The organism is Streptomyces sp. NPDC052299 (assembly GCF_040679335.1).
In the GTDB taxonomy this organism is placed as follows: domain Bacteria; phylum Actinomycetota; class Actinomycetes; order Streptomycetales; family Streptomycetaceae; genus Streptomyces.
Genome location: NZ_JBFAUP010000002.1, coordinates 85,996 through 107,966, shown reverse-complemented (window position 1 = coordinate 107,966; position 21,971 = coordinate 85,996). Strand labels below are relative to the sequence as shown.

The window sequence follows — 21,971 nt, the reverse complement described above, 5'->3', positions numbered from 1 at the left end:
CCGGGGACCTGACGGTTGGTGATCGTTCAGGCTCCCGGCAGCGCTCCGGGGGCCGGCAGGAAGCCCGTGACCTGGAAGTACGTCAGATAGCGCGTCAGTACCTCGTCGGTGAGCGGCCGTTGGCGCACGCCCGCCTCCGCGGCCGCCCGGGCGGTGCGGCCGGAGTCGAAGCGGCGGTGGTCCGCCTCGTCCTCGCCGGCCCCGTCTTCGCCGAGGAACAACTGTGCCGCGTTGTCCGGGTGTTCGGCCACGCAGGCCCGCCACTCCTCGGGCGTCACGGGGCGCAGCTCGTACCCGAGGCGGGCCGCCGCCCCGAAGACACGGTCCAGGCCCGGCGCGTCCGGGTTGGTGTAGTGGTAGGCCGGTGCCCCGGGACCTTCGGCCGTGCTGAGGGCCACCACGGCGGCGCTGACGTAGTCCACCGGCACCCAGTCGGTCGTGCCGTGCGCGAGGTCGGGCACCGCTCCGGCTTGGAGGCAGCCCTTGATGAGCTGCCAGAGCAGGTCGCGGTCCTGGCAGGCACCGGTGGTGGTGTCGCCGCTGATGCGGCCCGGGCGGTGGACGGTCACCGGGAGGCCGCGCTCGCGGGCGAGGCCGACCAGTTGCTCGGCGACCCATTTGCTCTGCGCGTACCCGTCGGGCAGGCCGACCGCCGGACCGGTCGGGGACGACTCGGTGAGCGGTGCGGCGTCCGCCCCGCGCGACGGCGCGTACACGCCGGTGGTGGAGACGTAGTGCAGGCCGGGCGAGCCGGAGTCCGCGAGGAGGCGCAGCAGCTCCTCGGTGCCGCCCACGTTGGGCGCGCGCAGATCACCGTACGGGGCGGCGAAGTTGACGCGTGCGCCGTTGTGCAGGACGGGTCCCAGGCGCCGGGCGAGGGCGGCCCGCTCCCCGGGGTCGAGGCCGAGGCCGGGGGCCGCGAGGTCGCCGGGGACGGGGTGGATCAGGTCGGCGTACCGGGACTGCCACAGGCCGTAGTGCTCCAGGTTGGCGCGGAGGCGTTGGGCCGCGCTTTCGGGGCTCGCGGCCCGGACCAGGCAGTCGACCGGGCCGTCCGTGGCCTCGATGAGGTCGCGCAGCAGGAACGCGCCGAGGAAGCCGGAGGCCCCGGTGAGCAGGGGCCGCGCGGAGGGGTGCACGGGGCGGCGGGCCCGGCGCTCTCCGGTGATGTCCGGCGCGAGCCGCACCTCGGCGGCGAAGTCCGGGGCCGCCTCTGCCCGCTCCTCCTCCCCCGGCTCCCGGCCGAGCAGGCGCTCGACGCCCTCGACGGTGGGCGTCGCGAACAGGGCGCGCAGGGAGGGCCGCACCCCGCAGCGCTCCCCGATCCGGCGGGCCAGGGTGACGGCGAGCAGGGAGTGGCCGCCCAGCGCGAAGAAGTCGTCGGTGACACCGACCTCGGGCACGCCGAGGGTCTGCGCGAACACCTCGCACAGGACGCGTTCACGGGCGGTGCGCGGGGCCCGCCCGCCGGCCGGGGCCGCGCTCTCCGGGGCGGGCAGCGCGCGCCGGTCGGTCTTGCCGTTGGGCGTCACGGGGAGGGCGTCCAGCCGGACGTGGGCGGCCGGCACCATGTGTTCGGGCAGGGTCGCGGCGAGGTGGACGCGCAGTTCGGCCCAGCCGGGGGCGGGCTGGCCGGTGGCGGGGACGGTGTAGGCGACGAGGCGCCGGTCGCCGGGGCGGTCCTCGCGGACGGTGACACAGGCCGCGGCGATCCCGGGGTGCGAGGTGAGCGCCGCCTCGATCTCGCCGAGTTCGATGCGGAAGCCGCGCAGCTTGACCTGGTCGTCCACGCGGGAGACGTAGAGCAGGCGGCCGTCGGGCGTCCACCGGACCAGGTCCCCGGTGCGGTACATCCGGCCGCCCGCGCGGTCGGAGGGATCGGCGACGAAGCGGGTGGCGGTGAGGGCGGCCCGGCCGTGGTAGCCGCGTGCGACGCCCTCGCCCGCGACGTACAGCTCGCCGGTGACGCCGGGCGGCACGGGGGTCAGTCGGTCGTCCAGGACGTACACGCGGGTGCCGTCGACGGGGGTGCCGATGGGGACGGTGCGGTCGGGGGCGAGGGGCCCCTCCGCGTGCTGGAAGGCGCTCATGGTGGCGCAGACGGTGGTCTCCGTCGGGCCGTAGGCGTTGACGAGGAAGCGGTCCCGGGCCCAGGCGTGGACGAGAGCGGGCGGGCACGCCTCTCCGGCGAGGACCATGGTGAGTCCGGTGGGCAGGGAGTCCGGGGGCATCACTGCGAGGGCGGCGGGCGGGATGGTGAGGTGGGTGACGCCCCGGTCACGGACCAGGCCCGCGAGGGCCGGGCCCGGCAGCAGTGCTTCGCGGGTGTCGATCTCCAGGCAGGCGCCGGTGAGCAGCCCCATGGAGAGCTCCCAGAACGCGGCGTCGAAGCTGACGGACGCCATGTGCAGCACCCGGCTGCCGGGTCCGACGCGCAGCCGCTCGCTCTGGGTCCGGGCCATGGCGCGCACCCCCCGGTGCGTGACGACGACGCCCTTGGGGCGGCCGGTGGAGCCGGAGGTGTAGATGACGTACGCCGGGTTGGCCGGGTCGATGCGGACCGGGGCGGGTGGCGCGTCGCTCGCGCCGAGGTCGTCGGTGTACAGGTGCGGCACCGGGTGTCCGGGCAGGCGGCGGTGGAGTTCCGGGGTGGTGAGGAGCAGCCGGGGGCGGGCGTCGTCCAGCATGTAGGAAAGGCGCTGGGCCGGGTAGTCCGGGTCGAGCGGCAGATAGGCGGCGCCCGCCTTGAGGACGGCGAGCAGGGCGACGACGAGTTCGGACGTCCGGGGCAGCGCGACGGCCACCCGGTCCTCGGGGCCCACCCCGCGCTCGGCGAGGTGCCGGGCCAACGCGTCCGCCCGGGCGCCGAGTTCGCCGTAGATGAGGGTGGTGTGCGCGTCGCGCACGGCCGGGGCGGCGGGGGTGCGCCGGACCCATTCGTCGAAGAGCGCGGGGACCGTCGTGGCGGGCAGGTCGTCGGCGGGTCCGGTGCCGAGGGCGGTGAGTCGGCCGTGCTCGGCTGGGGTGAGCAGGTCGTACGCGTGCAGGGGGCGGTCCGGGTCCGCGGTGACGGCGCCGAGGAGCCGCACGAGCCGGTCGGTGAGGCTCTGGACGGTGGGCGCGTCGAAGAGTTCGGTGGCGTAGTCGACGGTGCCCCGCATCCCGTCCAGGGCGCCGGTGTCGTCGTAGGTCTCGGTGAGCGCGAACGACAGGTCGAACTTGCTCACCTCCGCCTCGGCGGGCACCGGGGTGACGGTGAGGCCGGGCAGGTCGATGGCGGCGGATGCCTGGTTCTGGAGGACCAGCATGGTCTGGAAGAGCGGGTGGTGGCTCTGGGCGCGCGCGGGGTTGAGGAGTTCGACCAGCCGCTCGAAGGGCACGTCCTGGTGGGCGTAGGCGGCGAGGTCGAATTCACGGACGCGGCCGAGGAGTTCGCGGAACGTGGGATCGCCGGAGAGGTCGGTGCGCAGGACGAGCGTGTTGACGAAGAAGCCGACGAGACCGTTCGCCGCCTCGTCGGTGCGTCCGGCGACGGCCGTGCCCAGCGGGATGTCCTCGCCGCCGCCGTGCCGGGACAGCACGGTCGCCAGGGCGGCCTGGAGCACCATGAAGGCGCTGGAACCGCAGCTGCGGGCGAGCTCCGTGACGCGGCGGGTGGTGGCCCGGTCCACCGAGAAGCCGAGGGTGGCGCCGGTGTGCCGGGAGGTGGCGGGGCGCGGCCGGTCCCAGGGCAGCTCGATCGCCTCGGGCAGCCCGTCCAGCGCGTGCCGCCAGTGGGAGAGCTGTCGGCATACGAGGCTGTCGGGGTCCTTCTCGTCACCGAGCAGGTCGCGCTGCCAGAGGGTGTGGTCCGCGTAGTCGACGGGCAGCGGGGCCCAGTTGGGCGCTTCGCCCCGGGCCCGGGCGCGGTAGGCGAGGCCGAGGTCGTGGGCGAGGGGCGGCAGTGAGGTGCCGTCGGCGGCGATGTGGTGGACGACGAGCACGAGGACGTGGGCGTCGGGCGCCAGGCGGAGCAGGGTCGCGCGCAGCGGCAGGCTGCGTTCGATGTCGATGGTCTCGGCGGTGGCGGCGGCGACGCGGTGGCGCAGCTTCGCCTCCTCGACGCTCTCCATGGCGAACGGGATGACCACGTCGCCGGGTGGGGTGATGTGCTGGCACGGCCCGTCCTCGCCCTCGGGGAAGACGGTGCGCAGGGCGGAGTGCCGTGCGATGACGTCGGCGACGGCGGTGCACAGGGCGTCGGGGTCGAGCGGTCCGTCGATGCGTACGGCGAGAGGGATGTTGTACGTGGCGGAGGGCCCGTCGAGCCGGTGCAGGAACCACAGCCGCTGCTGGGCGTACGACAGCGGGAGTTCGGCCGGGCGGGGCTGCGGGACCAGGGCGGGGCGGGTGCCGCCCTCCGCGCCTTCCAGGACGGTGGCGAGCGCGGCGACGGTGGGGTGCTCGAACAGGGTGCGGATGTCGGTCTCGGTGTGCAGGGCGGTGCGGATGCGGCCGACGACGCGGGTGGCGAGCAGGGAGTGGCCGCCGAGGGCGAAGAAGCTGTCGTCGGTGCCGACCCGGTCCACGCCGAGCACGTCGGCGAACAGCCCGGCCAGGATCTCCTCCATGGCGCTGCGCGGCGCCCGCCCCGCCGCGGTGCGCGGCACGGTGGGCGCGGGCAGGGCGGCCCGGTCGATCTTGCCGTTGGGGGTCAGGGGCAGGACGTCCAGCGGCTGGATGACGGCCGGGACCATGTACGCGGGCAGCAGCCGGCCGACGTGGGCGGCGAGCAGTCCGGGCTCGGGCGCCTCGCCGGGCGCGAGGACCACGTAGCCGGTGAGGGTGCGGTCACCGGGCAGGTCCTCGCGGACGAGGACGCAGGCGGCGCGTACCGCCGGGTGGTCGCGCAGGACCGTTTCGATCTCGGCGGGTTCGATGCGGTGACCGCGCAGCTTGATCTGCTGGTCGGCCCGGGCCACGTAGCGCACGGTGCCGTCGGCGTCCTGGCGCACCAGGTCGCCGGTGCGGTACATGCGGGCCCCGTCTCCCGCGAAGGGGTCGGCGACGAAGCGGGTCGCGGTGAGGGCGGCCCGGCCGAGGTAGCCGCGGGCGACGCCGGGGCCCGCGAGGTACAGCTCGCCCTCGGCGCCGGGCGGTACGGGGCTCAGGGCGGCGTCCAGGACGTAGGCGCGCATGCCGTCGAGCGGGTGGCCGATGGGCGGGGCACCGCCGGGGGTGTGGTCGGGGCCGACGTGGTGGGCGGTGGCGAAGGTGGTGGTCTCGGTGGGGCCGTACACGTGCAGGACGGTCGTGCCGGGGTGGGCGGCTGCGATGCGCTGCATGACTCCGGGGGCGGCGGCCTCGCCGCCGGCGGCGACCAGGCGCAGTTGTCCGAGGGAGCCGGGGTCGGTCTCGGCCAGTACGTTGAAGAGGGCCGTCGTCAGGAAGGCGGCCGTGACGCCGTGCCGGGTCACCAGGTCCCGCAGGGTGTCGGGCTGGAGCGGGCCGTCCGGGGCGACGACGACGCGTCCACCACGCAGGAGCGGGGCCCAGAGCTCGAAGGTCGAGGCGTCGAAGACGTACGCGGAGTGCAGCAGGACCGCGTCGGCGGCGTCGTCCCAGCCGTGGTGGGCGGCCAGCGCGGCGATGTCTCCGTGACTGACGCCGACACCCTTGGGCAGTCCGGTGGAGCCGGAGGTGAACATGACGTACGCGAGCCGGTCGCCGCCCGGTGCGGCGGGGAGCGGGCCGGGCGTGGCGGGGCCGCCGGTGAGGACGCGCCCGGCGCCGTCGACGGTCAGGAGGGCGGTGTCCGGGCCGAGTTGGCGGACCCAGGGCAGCGTGGCGGTCGTCCCGTCCACGACGAGGACGCGCAGGGGGACGACGTCGGTGACCCGGTTGAGCCGTTCGGTGGGCCAGCGGGGGTCGAGCGGCACATAGGCCCCGCCCGCGCGCAGGGCGGCCAGGGAGGCGGTGACGGTGGCGGCCGAGCGGGCGAGGAGGATGCCGACGCCGTCCTCGGCTCCGGTCCCCAGCCCGGTCAGGGCGGCGGCGAGCCGGTCCGCGAGGCCGGTGAGCTGTGCGTACGTCAGCTGCTCTCCGGCGCCGGAGACGGCCACCGCGTCCGGGTGGCGGGCCGCCCGCTCGGCGACGGCCGCCGGGACGCTCAGGGCCGTGGTGCCGTCGGGGAGGGCGGCGCCGGTCCCCCGGGCGATCAGCTCCTCGCGTTCGCCGTGGAGGAGGAAGGGCGCGGTGTCGGCGCGTCGGCCGAGGTCCTGGGCCATGGCCGTCAGCAGCTGCCGCATGCGCGAGACGGTCTCGGCCACTTCCTGGCGGTCGAGCACGGCGGCCCGGTAGCCGAAGGTGATCCTCAGGGTGTCGCCGGGGGCGACGGTGAGGGTGAGCGGGTAGTGGGCGGCGTCGGTGCCGCTGAAGCCGGTGACGGCGAGGCCGGGCAGTCCGCGCTGGGCGGTGCGCAGCGCCTCGGCGTCCATCGGGTAGTTCTCGAACACGACGAGGGTGTCGAAGAGTTCGTCCAGGCCGGTGACGCCCCGGATGTCGCTGAGGCCCACGTGCTGGCTGCCGAGGAGCCGCCCCTGTTCGGCCTGGAGCCGGGCCAGGTACTCCGCCAGGGTCTCGCCGGGCACGGGCCCGGTGCGCACGGGCACGGTGTTGATGAACAGGCCGACCATGGACTCGACGCCGGGGAGCTCCGGCGGGCGCCCGGACACGGTGGTGCCGAACACCACGTCGGACCGCCCCGTGAGGTGGCCGAGCAGCAGGCCCCAGGCGCCCTGGACCAGGGTGTTGAGGGTGAGGCGGTGGGCGCGGGCCGTCTCGCGCAGCCGGGCCGTCACGGCCGCGTCCAGGTCGAGGACGAGCGTCTCGGGCAGTTCGGCGGCGCCGTCGGGGCCGTCCCGCTCCGCGAGGAGGGTCGGCGCCTCGATGCCGGCGAGGGCGGCGGACCAGGTGTCGAGGGCGGCGGCGCGGTCCTGCTGGGAGAGCCAGACCAGGTAGGCGCGGTACGGGGTGACGCGCGGCAGGGCGCTGTCGTCGCCGCCGGCCGCGTACAGCTCGAAGAGCTCCCGTACGAGCAGGGGCAGCGACCAGCCGTCGAACAGGATGTGGTGGCTCGTCATGACGAGCCGGTGGCGCTCCGGGGCGGTCCGCACGAGGGTGAACCGCATCAGCGGCGGGGTGGCCAGGTCGAAGCGGCGGGTGCGGTCGGCGGCGAGGAAGGCGGTGAGCCGGTCCGGCACCTCGTCGGCACCGGTCAGGTCCAGTTCCTCCAGGGGTACGGGGACCTCGGCGGCGACCGCCTGCACGGGTTCGTCCAGGTCCTCGTGGAGGAAGCCGACGCGCAGGTTGGCGTGGCGGCGGAGCAGGCCGGCGACGGCGGCGCGCAGGGTGGGGACGTCGACGGGTCCTTCGAGGTCGAAGACGAACTGCGCGGTGTAGACGTCCACGGCGTGCGAGTCGTACAGGGCGTGGAAGTACATCCCGGCCTGCAGCGGCGTCAGGGGGAGCACGTCCTCCAGTTGGAACCCGTTCACTTGCGTCCACCCCACTTGTTCTGCAGTCGGTCGATCTGGGCCTGGTTGAGCGAGACCAGGGGAAGGTCGGACGGCGTCCAGCCGCCTGCTCCGGGCTGTTCGGCGTGTTCCGCGACGGCGCGCAGGGCGCGGTTGAACGCCTCGGCGAGTGCGCCCACGTCCTCCTCCTTCAGCAGGTCGCTGGGCCAGGTCCAGCGGGCCACCAGGCGGGGGCCTTCGGGCCGGTCCTCGGTGTGCGCGTTGATGTCGAGGACGTGGTGCACGGGCATGCCGGGGTCCTGGCTGCGCGGTCCGCCGGCGTCGAGCAGGACCTCCCAGTCGCCGTCCGCCGCCCGGCCCGGGGCCGCGTACCGACCCAGGTAGTTGAAGCCGATCTGGGGCGCCGGGGCGGCCAGGCGTGGGCCGGTGGCCGGGTTGAGGTGGCGCAGCATGCCGTGGCCGACGCCGTGGTCGGGGACGGCGCGCAGCTGTTCCTTGACGCGCTTCACTGCACGCTCAACGAGCGAGGGCCCGAAGCGTGCCGGGTCGCGGACGTCCAGGGGCCCGGGGTCGACCCGGACGGGGTAGAGGCTGGTGAACCAGCCGACCGTGCGGGACAGGTCGACGTGGTCGGCGATTTGTTCCCGGCCGTGGCTCTCCAGGTCGAGCAGGACCGCGGTGTCCGAGCGGTCACGCCAGGCGTTGACGGCGAGTGCGAGCGCGGTGAGCAGGATGTCGTCAACTCCGGCGTGGAAGGCGCCGGGAACGCTGGTGAGGAGGGGCTTCGTCCAGGTAGCGGGCAGGTGCGTGGTGAGGGTGCGGGTGCCGTCGGCGGTGTCCAGGAAGGGGTCGAGCGGCCGGTAGCCGAGCTGGGGGTCCGCTGTCCTCAGCGTTTCCTCCCACAGAGGCAGTTCGCCGGTGCGGGCGGGTGTGCGGGCCTGTTCGGCGAGGAGCTGGGACCAGCGCCGGTACGAGGTGGTGGCGGCGGGCAGCGCGGCCGCGGTGCCGGTGGCCACCTGCCAGGCGTGGGCGAGGTCGTCGGCCAGGATGCGCCAGGAGACGGCGTCGACGGAGAGGTGGTGCACGACGAGCAGCAGCCGTCCGCGTGCACCGGGTCCGGCGTCGCCCCAGACCGCCTCGAAGACGGCGCCGACGGAGGGCCGCAGGCGTCTGCGGGCCCGTTCGCCCGCCTCGGTGAGCGCGGCCCGGGCCGCCTCCGCGTCGAGCCCGGCGATGTCGATGCGGGTGAAGCGGCGCCGGGCGGTGACGGCGCCGGGCGGCAGCGCTTCGAGTACGGGGTCGCCCCCGGCGGTGCGGGTGACGCGCAGGCGGAGCATGTCGTGGTGGTCGGCGAGGAGCTGGAGCGCGGCGACGAGGGTGTCCTCGCGGGCACCGGCGGGGGTGCTGAGCACACCGGACTGGTTGTAGCCGTCAGTGGTTCCGGGGCGTTCGAGGAACCAGGCGGCGATGGGCGTCGGTTCCATGGTGCCGGTGCCGTGGTCGTCCGCTTCGCCGGTGGTGCCGTCCAGCGGCGCGGCGACGGCGGCGATGGCCTCGGGGGTGCGGTGGACGAAGACGTCCCGGGGGGTGACGGCGAGCCCGGCTTCCCGGACGCGGCTGACGAGCTGGATGGACAGGATGCTGTCGCCGCCGAGCGCGAAGAAGTCGTCGTCGGGACGGACGGCGGGCGCGCGCAGCACGGAGGCGAACCCCTCGCACAGGACGCGTTCGGGCGCGGTGCGCGGCTCCCGGCCCGGCCGTGCGGCGTCCGGGCGTTCCGGTTCGGGAAGCGCGGCCCGGTCCGTCTTGCCGTTCGGCAGGAGCGGCAGGGCGTCCAGGGCCACGAAGGCGGCGGGCACCATGTACGGCGGCAGCGCCTCGGTGAGCCGGGTGCGCAGTGCGTCGTCGGTGAGGCGGGCGCCCACGGTGTACGCGACCAGGCGCCGTTCGCCGGGCCGGTCCTCGCGGACGAGGGCGCAGGCGGCGGTGATCCCGTCGACGGCGGTGAGGGCGGCCTCGATCTCGCCGAGTTCGACGCGGAAGCCGTTGAGCTTGACCTGGTCGTCGGCGCGGGAGACGTAGTGGAGGAGCCCGTCGCCGTCCCGCCGGACCAGGTCGCCGGTGCGGTACATGCGGCTGCCGGCCGGGCCGGAGGGGTCGGCGACGAAGCGGGTGGCGGTGAGCCCGGGGCGGCCGAGATAGCCGCGGGCGAGACCGTCACCGGCGAGGTACAGCTCGCCGGTCACACCCGCGGGGACGGGCTGGAGCGCGGAGTCCAGGACGTGGGCGCGGGTGTTGTCGACCGGGCGGCCGAGCGGAACGCCCCCTTCTTCTCCGTGTGCGGTGACGTGGTGGGCGGTGGCGTCGATGGTGGCCTCGGTCGGGCCGTAGAGGTTGTGCACCTCAGCGCCCCAGGCCCTGGCCGCCCGGGCCGCCAGGGCCTGGGTCAGGGGCTCGCCGCCGCAGGCGACGGCCCGCAACGCGGGGGGCGCCGCCTCGGTCCGGGTCTCGGTGAGCAGGAGCGCGAGGTGGGAGGGGACGAACTGGGCGAGGGTGACGCCCTCGTCGCGCATCCGGGCCAGCAGCCCGGCCGGGTCGTGGTTGAGCGCGGCCGGTACGGGGCAGGTGGCCCCGCCGTGCAGCAGGGGCAGCCATGTCTCCCACACCGAGGCGTCGAAGCTGGGCGAGGTGCGGGCGAGGACGCGGTCGTCGTCGGTGAGGCCGAAGTGGCCCGCCATCCAGGCCATGTGGTTGGTGAGCGCGCCGTGGGTGACGACGACGCCTTTGGGCCGGCCGGTGGAGCCGGAGGTGTAGATGACGTACGCGGCGTCGTCGGGGCCCGGCGCGGCGGCGGAGGGCGGCGCCCCGCGTCCGGCCGGCCAGGCGGACCGGTCGCCGAGCGCGAGGCGGGGCACGGACGTGAACCGGCCGGCGCGCACCACGTCGTGGGCCAGGAACAGGGCCGGGCGGGCGTCGTCGAGCATGTGGGTGACGCGGGCCTCGGGGTAGTCCAGGTCGACGGGCAGGCAGGCGGCCCCGGCCTTGGCGACGGCCAGCATCGCGACGACCCGGTCGGCGGTGCCTTCGGCGGCGAGGGCGACGAGGTCACCGCGGCCGACGCCCCGGTCGTGGAGGTGGTGGGCCAGGTCGTCGGAGCGGGCGTCCAGCTCGGCGAAGGTGAGCTGCTGGGCACCGGCCCGGACCGCGGTCCGCCAGGGGGTCCGGGCGGCCTGGGCACGGAACGCCTCGGGGGCGGTACGGGCGTGGACCGGGCGGACGGGGCCCGGCGCGGCCCGGTCCAGCGCGGCGCGTTCGGCCGCGTCCAGGAACGCGGCGGTGCGGACGCGCGCTCCGGGGTCGGCGGCGAGCGAGGCGAGGAGGCGGGTCAGTCGCGCGGCCAGGGCGTGCGCGGTGGCGGGGTCGAAGAGGTCGGTGGAGAACTCCAGATGGCCGTCGAGCCCGGTGGGCCGGCCGGCGGCGTCGCGGGTCTCCGTGAAGGTGAAGGTGAGGTCGAACTTGCTGATCCCGGTCCGCACGGGCTGCTCGGTCACGTCGAGCCCGTCCAGGACGAGCGCGGTGTCCGCCTGGTTCTGGAGGACGATCATGGTCTGGAAGAGCGGGTGATGGTCCTGCGCCCGGTCCGGGGCGAGGGCGTCCACCTGCCGTTCGAACGGCAGGTCCTGGTGGGCGTAGGCGGCCAGGTCGAACGCCCGGACCCGGTGCAGGACTTCGGTGAAGGTGGGGTCGCCGGTCAGGTCGGCGCGCAGGACGAGGGTGTTGACGAAGAAGCCCACCAGATCGTCCAGTGCTTCGTCGGTGCGTCCGGCGACGGCGGTGCCGAGGGGGATGTCCTCCCCGGCGCCGTGCCGGGAGAGCAGGACGGACAGGGCCGCCTGCAACACCATGAACAGGCTGCATCCCTGGGCGTGGGCCAGCTCGGCGAGCGCCCGGTGCGTGTCCGCGTCCACGGGGAACGTGAAGGCGTCGCCCCGGTAGGTGAGGACCGCGGGGCGCGGCCGGTCCAGGGGCAGGGCGAGCAGTCCGGGGCTGCCGGCCAGCGCGGTGCGCCACCAGTCCAGCTGGCGGGCGGCCCTGCTGTCCGGGTCGTCCTCGTCACCGAGGAGGGAGCGCTGCCAGAGGGTGTAGTCGGCGTACTGGACGCGGAGTTCGGGTCGGCCGGGCTCCTCGCCCCGGCTGCGGCGGCGGTAGGCGTCGCCGAGGTCGCGGGCCAGCGGGGCCAGCGACCAGCCGTCACCCGCGATGTGGTGGACCAGGAGGACGAGCACATGGGTCTCGGCGCCCGGGCTGAGCAGCCGGGCCCGTACGGGGAGGTCGGCGGTGACGTCGAAGGCGTGCGCCACTTCGGCGGCCAGCGCCTCGTCCAGGGCGTCCGGGCGGATCTCCCGGGGGGTCAGGTCCAGGTCGGCGTGGTCGGCGGCGAGGACGAGCTGGCGCGGCACCCCGCCGGTCTCGGGGAAGACGGTGCGCAGGCTCTCGTGCCGCTCCACGACGTCCGTGAGGGCGCGTTCCAGGGCGGGGGCGTCGAGTCTGCCGTCCAGGCGCAGCACCAGCGGCACGTTGTAGGTGGGGCTGGGACCCTCGAACCGGTTGAGGAACCACAGGCGCTGCTGCGCGAAGGACAGCGGCAGCGGGTCCGGCCGGTGCGGCGCGCGCACCAGCGGCGGGGCGGCGGCTCCGGCTCCGTCGAGGGCGGCGGCGAGCCCGGCGGGCGTGGGGTGCTCGAAGACCGCCTTGACCTGGACCTCGACGCCGAGCGCGGCCCGGATGCGGGCGACGAGCCGGGTGGCGAGCAGGGAGTGGCCGCCCAGGGCGAAGAAGTCGTCGTCGGCGCCCACGGCCGGGAGGCCGAGGACGTCGGCGACGAGACCGCAGACGATCTCCTCCCGCGCGGTGCGGGCGGCGCGGCCCCGGGGCGCGGCGTGCTGTTCGGGCGCGGGCAGGGCGCGCCGGTCCACCTTTCCGTTGACGGTCAGCGGCAGCGCGTCCACCAGGGCGAACGCGGAGGGCACCATGTAGGCGGGCAGGGACCGGCCGACGGCTTCGGCCAGCTCCGCCGGATCGGGGCGGGCGGCCTCGGCAGGCACCACGTAGGCGACGAGCCTCCGGTCGCCCGGGACGTCCTCGCGTACGAGGGTGAAGGAGTCGGCGACCCCTTCGCAGCAGGCGAGGACGGACTCGATCTCGCCGGGTTCGATGCGGTAGCCGCGCAGCTTGACCTGGCTGTCGGCGCGGGAGACGTAGGCGATCTGCCCGTCCGGGGTCCACTTCACGAGGTCGCCGGTGCGGTACATGCGCCCGCCGTCCGGGTCGAAGGGGTCGGCGACGAACCGGGTGGCGGTGAGGGCGGGCAGCCCGGTGTAGCCCCGGGCGATGCCGCGCCCGGCGAGGTAGAGCTCGCCCGTGACCCCGGCCGGGACCGGGCCCAGCGAGCCGTCGAGCACGTACAGCCGCATGCCGTCCAGGGGCCGGCCGATGGGCGGCGGGCCCGCCGGCAGGTCGGCGGCCACGTCGTAGCGGGTGGCGAAGGTGGTGGTCTCGGTGGGGCCGTACACGTGCAGGACGCGGACACCGGGCGCGGCGCCCGCGACGCGCTGCATGGCGTCGGGCGAGGCGAGTTCGCCGCCCGCGCAGACGAGGCGGAGTCCGGCGAAGGCGCCGGGGTCGGTGTCCGCGATCACGTTGAGCAGGGCGGTCGTCAGGAAGACGGCGGTCACGCCCTGGTCGCGGACGGCGTCGCGGAGCGTCCCGGCCTCCAGCACGCCTTCGGGCGCGACGACGACCGTGCCGCCGCGCAGGAGTGGCGCCCACATTTCGAAGGTGGACGCGTCGAAGACGTACGCGGAGTGCATGAGGACCGCGTCGGCCGCGCCGTCGTGCCAGGCGGAGTCCTGGGCCAGCGCCGCCACGTCGGCGTGGCTGACCCCGACGCCCTTGGGGAGCCCGGTCGAGCCGGAGGTGAACATGATGTACGCGAGGGCGTCCGGGCCCGGGACGGCGGCGGTCCTGCCGGGGGCCGGGGGCGCGCCGCGCAGGACGCGGCCGGTGCGGTCCACGACGAGGACCGGGATGCGGCGGGCGGTCTCGGTCACCCAGGCGGAGGCGGCGGCCGGTTCGTCCACGACGAGGACCCGCACGTCCGCCACCTCGGCGACCCGGTCGAGCCGTTCCCCGGGCCAGCGCGCGTCCATCGGCACATACGCGGCGGCGGCCCGCACCGCGCCGAGGGATGCGGAGACGACCGCCGGCGACCGGGAGAGCAGCACGCCGACGCCGGTCTCGGGGCCCGCGCCGAGAGCGGTGAGGGCGCGGGCCAGCTCGGCGGAGACGGTGTCGAGTGCGGCATACGTGAGCGCGGTGCCGTCGCCGGTCACGGCCACGGCGTCCGGGGTGCGGCCCGCCTGTGCGGCGAAGAGCGCGGGGAGGGTGGTGTCCGGTGCGGGGGCGGGGAGTTCGCGGCCGGTGCCCCACCCGGTGGTGCGGGTGCGCTCGTCGGGTGTCAGCAGGTCGTAGTCCGCGAGGGGCCGGGCGGGGTCGGCCGCCACCTGTTCCAGCAGCCTCAGCAGGCGCGCGGCCAGGGCCTCGGCGGTGGCGTGGTCGAAGAGGGCGGTGGCGTACTCGATCCCGGCGGTGAGTCCTTGCCCGTCCCGCTCCTCGCCGAAGGCGAAGGTGAGGTCGAACTTGCTCAGGCCGTTGTGGACGAGGCGGTCCTCGACGTCGAGCCCCGGCAGCTCGGGACGCACGGCGTCCTGGTTCTGCAGGACGACCATGGTCTGGAACAGGGGGTGGTGGTTGCGGGCCCGGACCGGGTTGACGCTCTCGACCAGCCGCTCGAACGGCACGTCCTGGTGGGCGTACGCGGCGAGGTCGAACTCCCTGACGCGCCGCAGGAGTTCGCCGAAGGTGGGGGCGCCGGACAGATCGTTGCGCAGGACGAGGGTGTTGACGAAGAACCCGACCAGGTCCTCCAGCGCCTCGTCCGTGCGGCCCGCGACGGGCGTGCCGAGCGGGATGTCGTCGCCCGCGCCGTGCCGGTGCAGCAGCGTGGCGACGGCCGCCTGCAGCACCATGAACAGCGTGGTCCCGGACTCCCTTGCCACGCGCAGGAGTCCGGCGTGCAGGTCCGGCGGTACGTCGAAGGTGTGAACGGCCCCCGAGGGGTCGGTGGTGACCGGGCGCGGGCGGTCGAGCGGCAGGTCGATGAGCCCGGGCAGTCCGGCGAGCGCGGTGTGCCAGTGGTCCAGCTGCTCGCGCAGCAGGCTTCCGGGGGCGTCCGGGTCGCCCAGGACGGCCTGCTGCCACAGGGTGTAGTCGGCGTACTGGATCCCGTCGCCGGCCTCGGGCCGCCGCCCGGCGAGGCGGGCCCGGTAGGCCGCGCCCAGGTGGCCGGCGAGCGGGGCGAGCGACCAGCCGTCGCCCGCGATGTGGTGCAGGACCAGCACGAGGACGTGGTGGCCGGGCGCGGTGCGCAGCAGCCTGGCCCGCAGCGGCGGATCGGCGGACACGTCGAACGGCGCGCCCACGGCGTCCGTGACGGCCTCCTCCAGCCGGGCCGGGGCCGTGCTCTCGACGGGCAGCGGGGGCGCGACGACCTCGGCGGGCAGCACCAACTGGTGCGGCACTCCGTCGCGTTCGGGGAAGACGGTGCGCAGCGCCTCGTGCCGCTCCACGACGTCCAGCAGGGCGGCGCGCAGGGCGTCGGTGTCCAGCGGCCCGTCGATGTCGAGCACCAGCGGGATGTGGTAGGAGGAGCTGAGCCCGTCGAGCCGGTTGAGGAACCACAGCCGCTGCTGCGCGTACGACAGGGGCAGCGGGTCCGGCCGCTGGGCCACGGGGCGGACCGGCGGGCGGGACCGCCCCCGCGTGTCCAGGGCCCGGGCGAGCCCGGCGACGGTCGGGTGCTCGAACAGGGTGCGCACGGCGAGGTCGGCGCCGAGGACCGTGCGGACCCGGCTGACGACGCGCATCGCGAGGAGCGAGTGCCCGCCCAGGTCGAAGAAGCTGTCGTGCGGGCCGACGCCGCGGCGGCCCAGCACCTCGGCGAAGATCCCGGCGAGCAGGTCCTCACGGGGACTGAGCGCGCCGGAGCCCTCGGCGGTGGTCGCGGCCTCCTCCTCGGGCCGGGGCAGGGCGCGCCGGTCCGTCTTGCCGTTGGGCAGGAGCGGCAGTTCGTCCAGGACGACGACCGCGGCGGGCACCATGTAGTGCGGCAGCGCCTGGGCGAGGGCGTCGCGCAGGGCGGCCGGGCGCGGCCCCCGGTCCGTGGTGACGGCGTAGGCGACGAGCCCGCGCTCCCCGGGCACGTCCTCCCGGATCACCGCGCAGGCGGCGGAGACGCCGGGGCGGGCCAGCAGGGCGGCCTCGATCTCGCCAAGTTCGATGCGGAAGCCGCGCAGCTTGACCTGGTCGTCGGCGCGGGACACGTAGTCGAGGAGTCCGGCCGCGTTCCACCGGGCCAGGTCACCGGTCCGGTACATGCGGGCGCCGCTGCCTTCGAAGGGGTCGGCGACGAAGCGGGCGGCGGTCGGCCCGGGCCGGTTCAGGTAGCCGCGGGCGAGGTTGGGACCCGAGAGGTAGAGCTCACCGGTGACGCCGGGCGGAACGGGCCGCAGCCGGTGGTCCAGGACGTAGGCGCGCATGGTGTCGACGGGCCTGCCGATCGGCACCGTCTCGTACGGGGTGTCCGGGGTGGCGGGGACGCGGTGGGCGGTCGCGTCGATCGTGGTCTCGGTCGGGCCGTAGAGGTTGTGCACCTCCGCGCGCCACAGCGCGGCCGTCTCTTCGGCGAGGGCGCGCGGCAGGGGCTCTCCGCCGCACAGGACGGCACGCAGGCCCGGCAGGGGCGCGGCGTCGCCCGCCTCGGAGAGGACGAGGGCGAGGTGCGAGGGCACGAACTGGGCGACGGTGACGCCGAACCGGCTCATCCAGGAGACCAGGGTGTCCGGCTCCGTGTTGGCTCCGGACGGCAGTACGCACACCTCGGCGCCGTGCATGAGAGGCAGCCACACCTCCCACACGGAGGCGTCGAAACTGGTGGACGTCCTCGCGAGCACCCGGTCCCGCGGAGCGACCGTCAGGTGTCCCGCCATCCAGGCCATGTGGTTGGCCAGGGCGCCGTGGGTGACGACCACGCCCTTGGGGCGGCCGGTGGACCCGGAGGTGTAGATGACATACGCGGCATCCGCCGGGCGGGGTGTGTACGGGAGCGGGGTGGCGGGCTTCACGTACGGGGCGTCCACGGCGAGCCGGGGGACGTCGCCGGTGGGCACCTCACCGGCGGTGAGGACCAGGACGGGGCGCGCGTCGTCCAGCATGTGGCGGATGCGGGCGGGCGGGTAGGCCGGGTCGACCGGCAGGTACGCGGCGCCCGACCGCAGCACGGCCAGCATCGCCACGACGGTGTGCGCGGAGGGCGGTGCGGCGATGGCGACCCTGGTCTCCCGGTCCGCGCCGCGCTCGCGCAGCGCGTGGGCGAGGGCGTCGGCCCGGGCGTCGAGCTCGGCGTAGGTGAGGCGGGTGTGCGCGTCGCGCACGGCGACGGCTTCGGGGGTGCGCCGGGCCTGTTCCCGGACCGCTTCGGGGGCGGTGAGCACCGGCAGGGGCCTGGGTGCGCCGATTCCCCGGGCGAGGAGTTCGTTCCGCTCGGCCGGGGTCAGGGGGTCCAGTTCGCCGATGGGGCGGCCCGGTTCGGTGACGGCCTGGGTGAGGACGTGAGCGAAGCGGGCGCAGAGGGCGCGGGCGGTGGCGGCGTCGAAGAGGTCGGTGGCGTACTCCAGGTAGCCGCCGATGCCCCCGGCGGCGTCCGTGCCCTCATGGGTCTCCGTCAGCGAGAAGGTGAGGTCGAACTTGCTGCCGCCCTGATGGCGGGACCGGTCGCGGACGGTGATGCCGGGCAGCTCCGGTTCGGCCCGGTCCTGGCTCTGCAGGACCAGCATCGTCTGGAAGAGGGGGTGGTGGTCGCCGGAGCGCTCCGGGTTGACGGCTTCCACGATCCGCTCGAAGGGCAGGTCGCTGTGGCCGAAGGCGGCGATGTCGGACTGCTTGACCCGGTCGAGGAGTTCACGGAACGTCGGCTCGCCGGTGAGGTCGGTGCGCAGGACGACGGTGTTGACGAAGAAGCCGACCAGTTCGTCGAGCACCTCGTCGGTGCGCCCGGCCACCGCGGTGCCCAGCGGGATGTCGCTGCCCGCGCCGTGGGCGCCGAGCGTCACGGCGAGGGCCGCCTGGAGCACCATGAACGGCGTGCATCCGGCGGTACGGGCGAGCCGGACGAGCGCGGCGTGCGCCGGGGCGGGCAGGTCGAAGGGGACGGACGCGCCCCGGTGGCTGGGCACGGCGGGGCGGGGCCGGTCGAGCGGCAGGTCGAGCAGGCCGGGGGCGCCGCGCAGCGCCTCCTGCCAGTAGGCGGTCTGCCGGGCGGCGAGGCTGTCCGGGTCGCCGTCGTCGCCGAGCAGTCGGCGCTGCCAGAGGGTGTAGTCGGCGTACTGCACGCGCAGCGGCGCCCAGTCGGGGGCGCTGTCGCCCCGGGTCCTGGCCAGGTAGGCGGCGGAGAGGTCGCGGCAGAGCGGGGCGAGGGACCAGCCGTCGGCGACGATGTGGTGCAGCACGAGGACCAGGACGTGCCGGGCGGGCCCGCGCCGGAGCAGGTGGGCGCGGACGGCGGGGTCCCGGCTCAGGTCGAACGGGGCGGTGCTCAGGCGGCGCACCGTTTCCGCCTCCCAGGCGTCGGCGTCCCCGTCCGCCGGGGGGTGGGCGACGTGGAGGGGCAGGAGCGAAGCGGCATCGTCCGCGTCGGTGATCCGCTGCCGGGCGACGCCGTCGTGCTCGGCGAACACGGTGCGCAGGCTCTCGTGCCGGACGGCGACATCGGCCAGGGCGCGGCGCAGCGCCTCGGCGTCCATGGGGCCGTCGAGCTCCAGGACGAGCGGAACGTTGTAGGTGTCGCCGGGCGCCTCGGACCGGTTGAGGAACCAGAGGCGCTGCTGAGCGAAGGACAGCGGCAGCACCTCGGGCCGGGCCTGCGGTACGAGGACGGGCCGGGCGGCGCCGGCGGTGTCCAGGGCCGCGGCCAGGGAGGCGACGGTGGGGTGGTCGAAGAGCGTGGCCAGGGCGAGTTCGACGCCGAGGGCGGCCCTGACCCGGCCGGTGAGCCGGGTGGCGAGCAGCGAGTGGCCGCCCAGGGCGAAGAAGCTGTCGTCCGCCCCGACCGCGCTCACGCCCAGCACGTCGGCGAACAGCCCGGCGAGCACTTCCTCGTACGCGGTGCGCGGTGCCCGTCCGGTGCCGGTGGCGGTCCGGGGAGCGGGCAGGGCGCGGCGGTCGACCTTGCCGTTGGGGTTGAGGGGCAGGGCGTCGAGGACGACGAAGGCGGACGGCACCATGTACGCGGGCAGCGTGCGCCCGACCCGGCGGGCCAGCGCGGCGGTGTCCGCGCGGGTTCCGGGGGCGGGCACCACATAGGCGACGAGCCTCGGGTCGCCGGGGGTGTCCTCGCGGACGACGACGCAGGCGCCGCGCACGTCCGGGTCGGTGAGCAGGGCGTGCTCGGTCTCGGCCGGTTCGATGCGGAAGCCGCGCAGCTTGACCTGGCCGTCGGCGCGCCCGACGTACTCGATGTCGCCCGTGCCGGTCCAGCGCACGAGGTCGCCGGTGCGGTACATCCGGCTGCCGGGCGGACCGTACGGGTCGGCGACGAAGCGGGCGGCGGTGAGCGCGGCGCGGCCCTGGTAGCCGCGGGCGACGCCGTGCCCGCTCACGTAGAGCTCCCCCACCACGCCGGGCGGCACCAGGTCCAGGGCGCCGTCGAGGACGTACAGGCCCATCCCGTCCAGCGGGCGGCCGATGGGCGGCGCACCGGGCGTTCGGGCGGTGACGGGGTGCCGGGTGGCGAAGGTGGTGGTCTCGGTGGGGCCGTACACGTGCAGGACGGTCGTGCGCGGTGAGGCGGCGGCCACGCGCTGCATGAGGCCGGGGGTCGCGGCCTCGCCCCCGGCGGCGACCAGGCGCAGTCCCGCGAAGACCGCGGGGTCGGCCTCGGCCAGCACGTTGAACAGGGCGGTGGTGAGGAACATCGCGGTGACGCCGTGGTGTTCGACCGCCTCGCGGACGGCGCGCGCCTCCAGGACGCCGCCGGGGGCGACGACCACCCGGCCGCCGTTCAGGAGCGGCACCCAGAGCTCGAAGGTGGAGGCGTCGAAGACGTACGCGGAGTGCATGAGGACCGCCCCGGACACCCCGTCGGTCCAGGCGCCGTCGGCGGCGAGGGCCAGTACGTCGGCGTGGGTGACGCCGACGCCCTTGGGCAGTCCGGTTGAGCCGGAGGTGAACATGACGTACGCGAGCCGGTCGGGTCTGCTGATCCGGGGCAGCGGTCCGGGCCGTTCCGGCGCTCCGTCGACCACCCGGCCGCAGCGGTCCACGACGAGGAGCGGCAGACGGTCGGCTGCCTCGCGGACCCAGGGTTCGCGAGCGGTCCTCTCGTCGGCGATCAGGGCGCGCACGCGGGCCGACTCGGTGACGCGGGCGAGCCGTTCGGCGGGCCAGGCCGCGTCCATCGGGACGTAGGCGGCGCCCGCGGCGACGGTCGCGAGGGTGGCGGCGGGGACGGCGGCCGAGCGCCCCAGGAGCACCCCGACGCCGTCCTCGGCACCGATGCCCCAGCCGGTCAGCGCGCCCGCCAGGTCATCGGCCGCCCGGTCGAGTTGCCGGTACGAGAGGGTGTGCGCCCCGTCCTCGACGGCGGGGGCGTCCGGGGTCCGGCGCGCCTGGTCCCGGAAGGCCTCCGGCAGGGTGCGCGCGAGGTCCGGCTCGGGCAGGGCGGCGCCGAGTCCCTGGGCGCGCAGGGCGGATTCGGTGGCTCCGTCCACGAGCGGCAGGTCGCCCAGGGGCAGCCCGGGGTCGGCGGCTGCCAGGGCGGAGACGAAGGCCACGACGGCCTGCTCGTGGAGCCGGACGTCGTCGGGGTGGTAGAGGTCGGGGCGGGCGTCGAACCCGATCAACGGCCCCTTGCCCTCGGCGCGTTCGGAGACGAAGAGCGACACGTCGTCCACCGGGCCGACCGACAGCACCCGGGAGGGCGCGGGGATTCCGGCGAAGTCCCGGTCGTAGTCGTAGCCCATGATGTTGACGACGATGCCGGTGAGGCGGTCCGCGTCGTCGACCGTGTTCAGTTCGCGGGCGAGTTGTTCGCGCGAGAAGCGGCGGTGACGCAGGGCGCCGCGCATCTCGGCCGCGGCCTCACGGACGAGATCGCCGACGGACATGTCGGCGGTGGGCTTCAGGCGCAGCGGCAGGATGTTGGCGGTCATGCCCACGATGTGCCGCAGGCCGCCGTGCCGGCCGTTGGAGGCGAGGCCCACGGTGACCTCGCGGGTGCCGGTGACCCGGGCGGTGTAGGCGGCGACCGCGGCGACCAGGACGGCGCTCCACGTGGTGCGATGGGCGGCGGCGAGGCGTCGCAGGTCCTCGAAGACCTCGGCGGACAGGGACTCGCCGGTGTGGAGCCGGGTGCCGGGTGCGGCCGGTGCCGCGTCCGCCGGTACGGGGAGGTCGGTGCGGCGGCGGATGAGCGTCCGGCCGCTGTGCGTGCCGTCGTCCCCGGTGGTGTCGGGGGCCCGTTCCGCGAACCTGCCGGTCCAGTAGGCGCGGTCGGCCTCGTGGCGGCCGGATTCCCGGTAGGCCGTCTCGTCGGCGACGAGTTCGCGCAGGGGCGCGGCGGGCAGCGTGACCCCGGCAAGGTCCTCGCCCCGGACCGCGCGTCCGTAGAGGTCGGCCACGACGCGGGTGAAGACGGCGCCACCGAGGCCGTCGACGGCTATGTGGTGGAAGCGGACGTACCAGTAGTGCAGGCCGTCACCGGCGCGGAGCAGGGCCAGGTGGTGGCGGGGGCGGTGCGGGCTGTCCGGGGTGGCCATGTCCGTCGCCAGGTAGCGCTCGACCTCGGCGGCGGGGTCGGCGGCCCCGGACACGTCCACGATCCGGAGCCTGCGGGCGCCGGGCTCGCGGACGACGCGCTGGAGGAGGGTGTCGCCCTCCGTGACGAACTCCAGGTTCATGCTGTCGCACCACTCGCAGGCCCGGTCGACGGCGGCGGCGAACAGCGTTTCGTCCAGGTCGCCCCGGATCTCGAAGCATTCACCGATGTTGTATTTCGGGCTGTCGGGGTCGACCAGTTGCCCGTACCAGACGCCCTGCTGGGCTGCGGTCGCCCCGAAGAACTCTTCGGGAGCGGATTCCGGGGATACAGAGCCGTTTTCGCGCATGCCGGGACACACCTTCGGGGAGAGCTTTCGGGGGGACGAAGAGGGCAGGACGAAGTCGGCCCTGCCGGTGCGGCAGCCAAGGCCGACAACGGGCGGATGAGAACGGGGAGAACGTCACCGGCCCCCGGCGTCGGGCATCACAGGACCGGCTTCCCGTTCCGGAAACCGGGCGCGAGCT

Annotated in this window: 2 protein-coding genes; both read right to left on the bottom strand. The window is 75.4% G+C overall.

Annotation, left to right across the window (positions count from 1 at the left end; all coding sequences use genetic code 11):
- Positions 1-26: 26 nt before the first annotated feature.
- Entirely contained in the window at positions 27-7,535 is a 7,509-nt protein-coding gene (locus AB0L33_RS03655; protein ID WP_365677480.1) for an amino acid adenylation domain-containing protein, read from the bottom strand.
- Positions 7,532-21,793: an amino acid adenylation domain-containing protein gene (locus AB0L33_RS03650; RefSeq protein WP_365677479.1), complete on the bottom strand. Its 14,262-nt coding sequence runs from the start codon at positions 21,791-21,793 to the stop codon at positions 7,532-7,534. Before AB0L33_RS03650 ends, AB0L33_RS03655 begins: the two co-directional genes overlap by 4 nt.
- Positions 21,794-21,971 lie beyond the last annotated feature (178 nt).

Excerpts from the sequence above, each read along its gene's own strand:
- AB0L33_RS03650 (WP_365677479.1), bottom strand. The coding sequence starts at position 21,793 with ATGCGCGAAAACGGCTCTGTATCCCCGGAATCCGCTCCCGAAGAGTTC.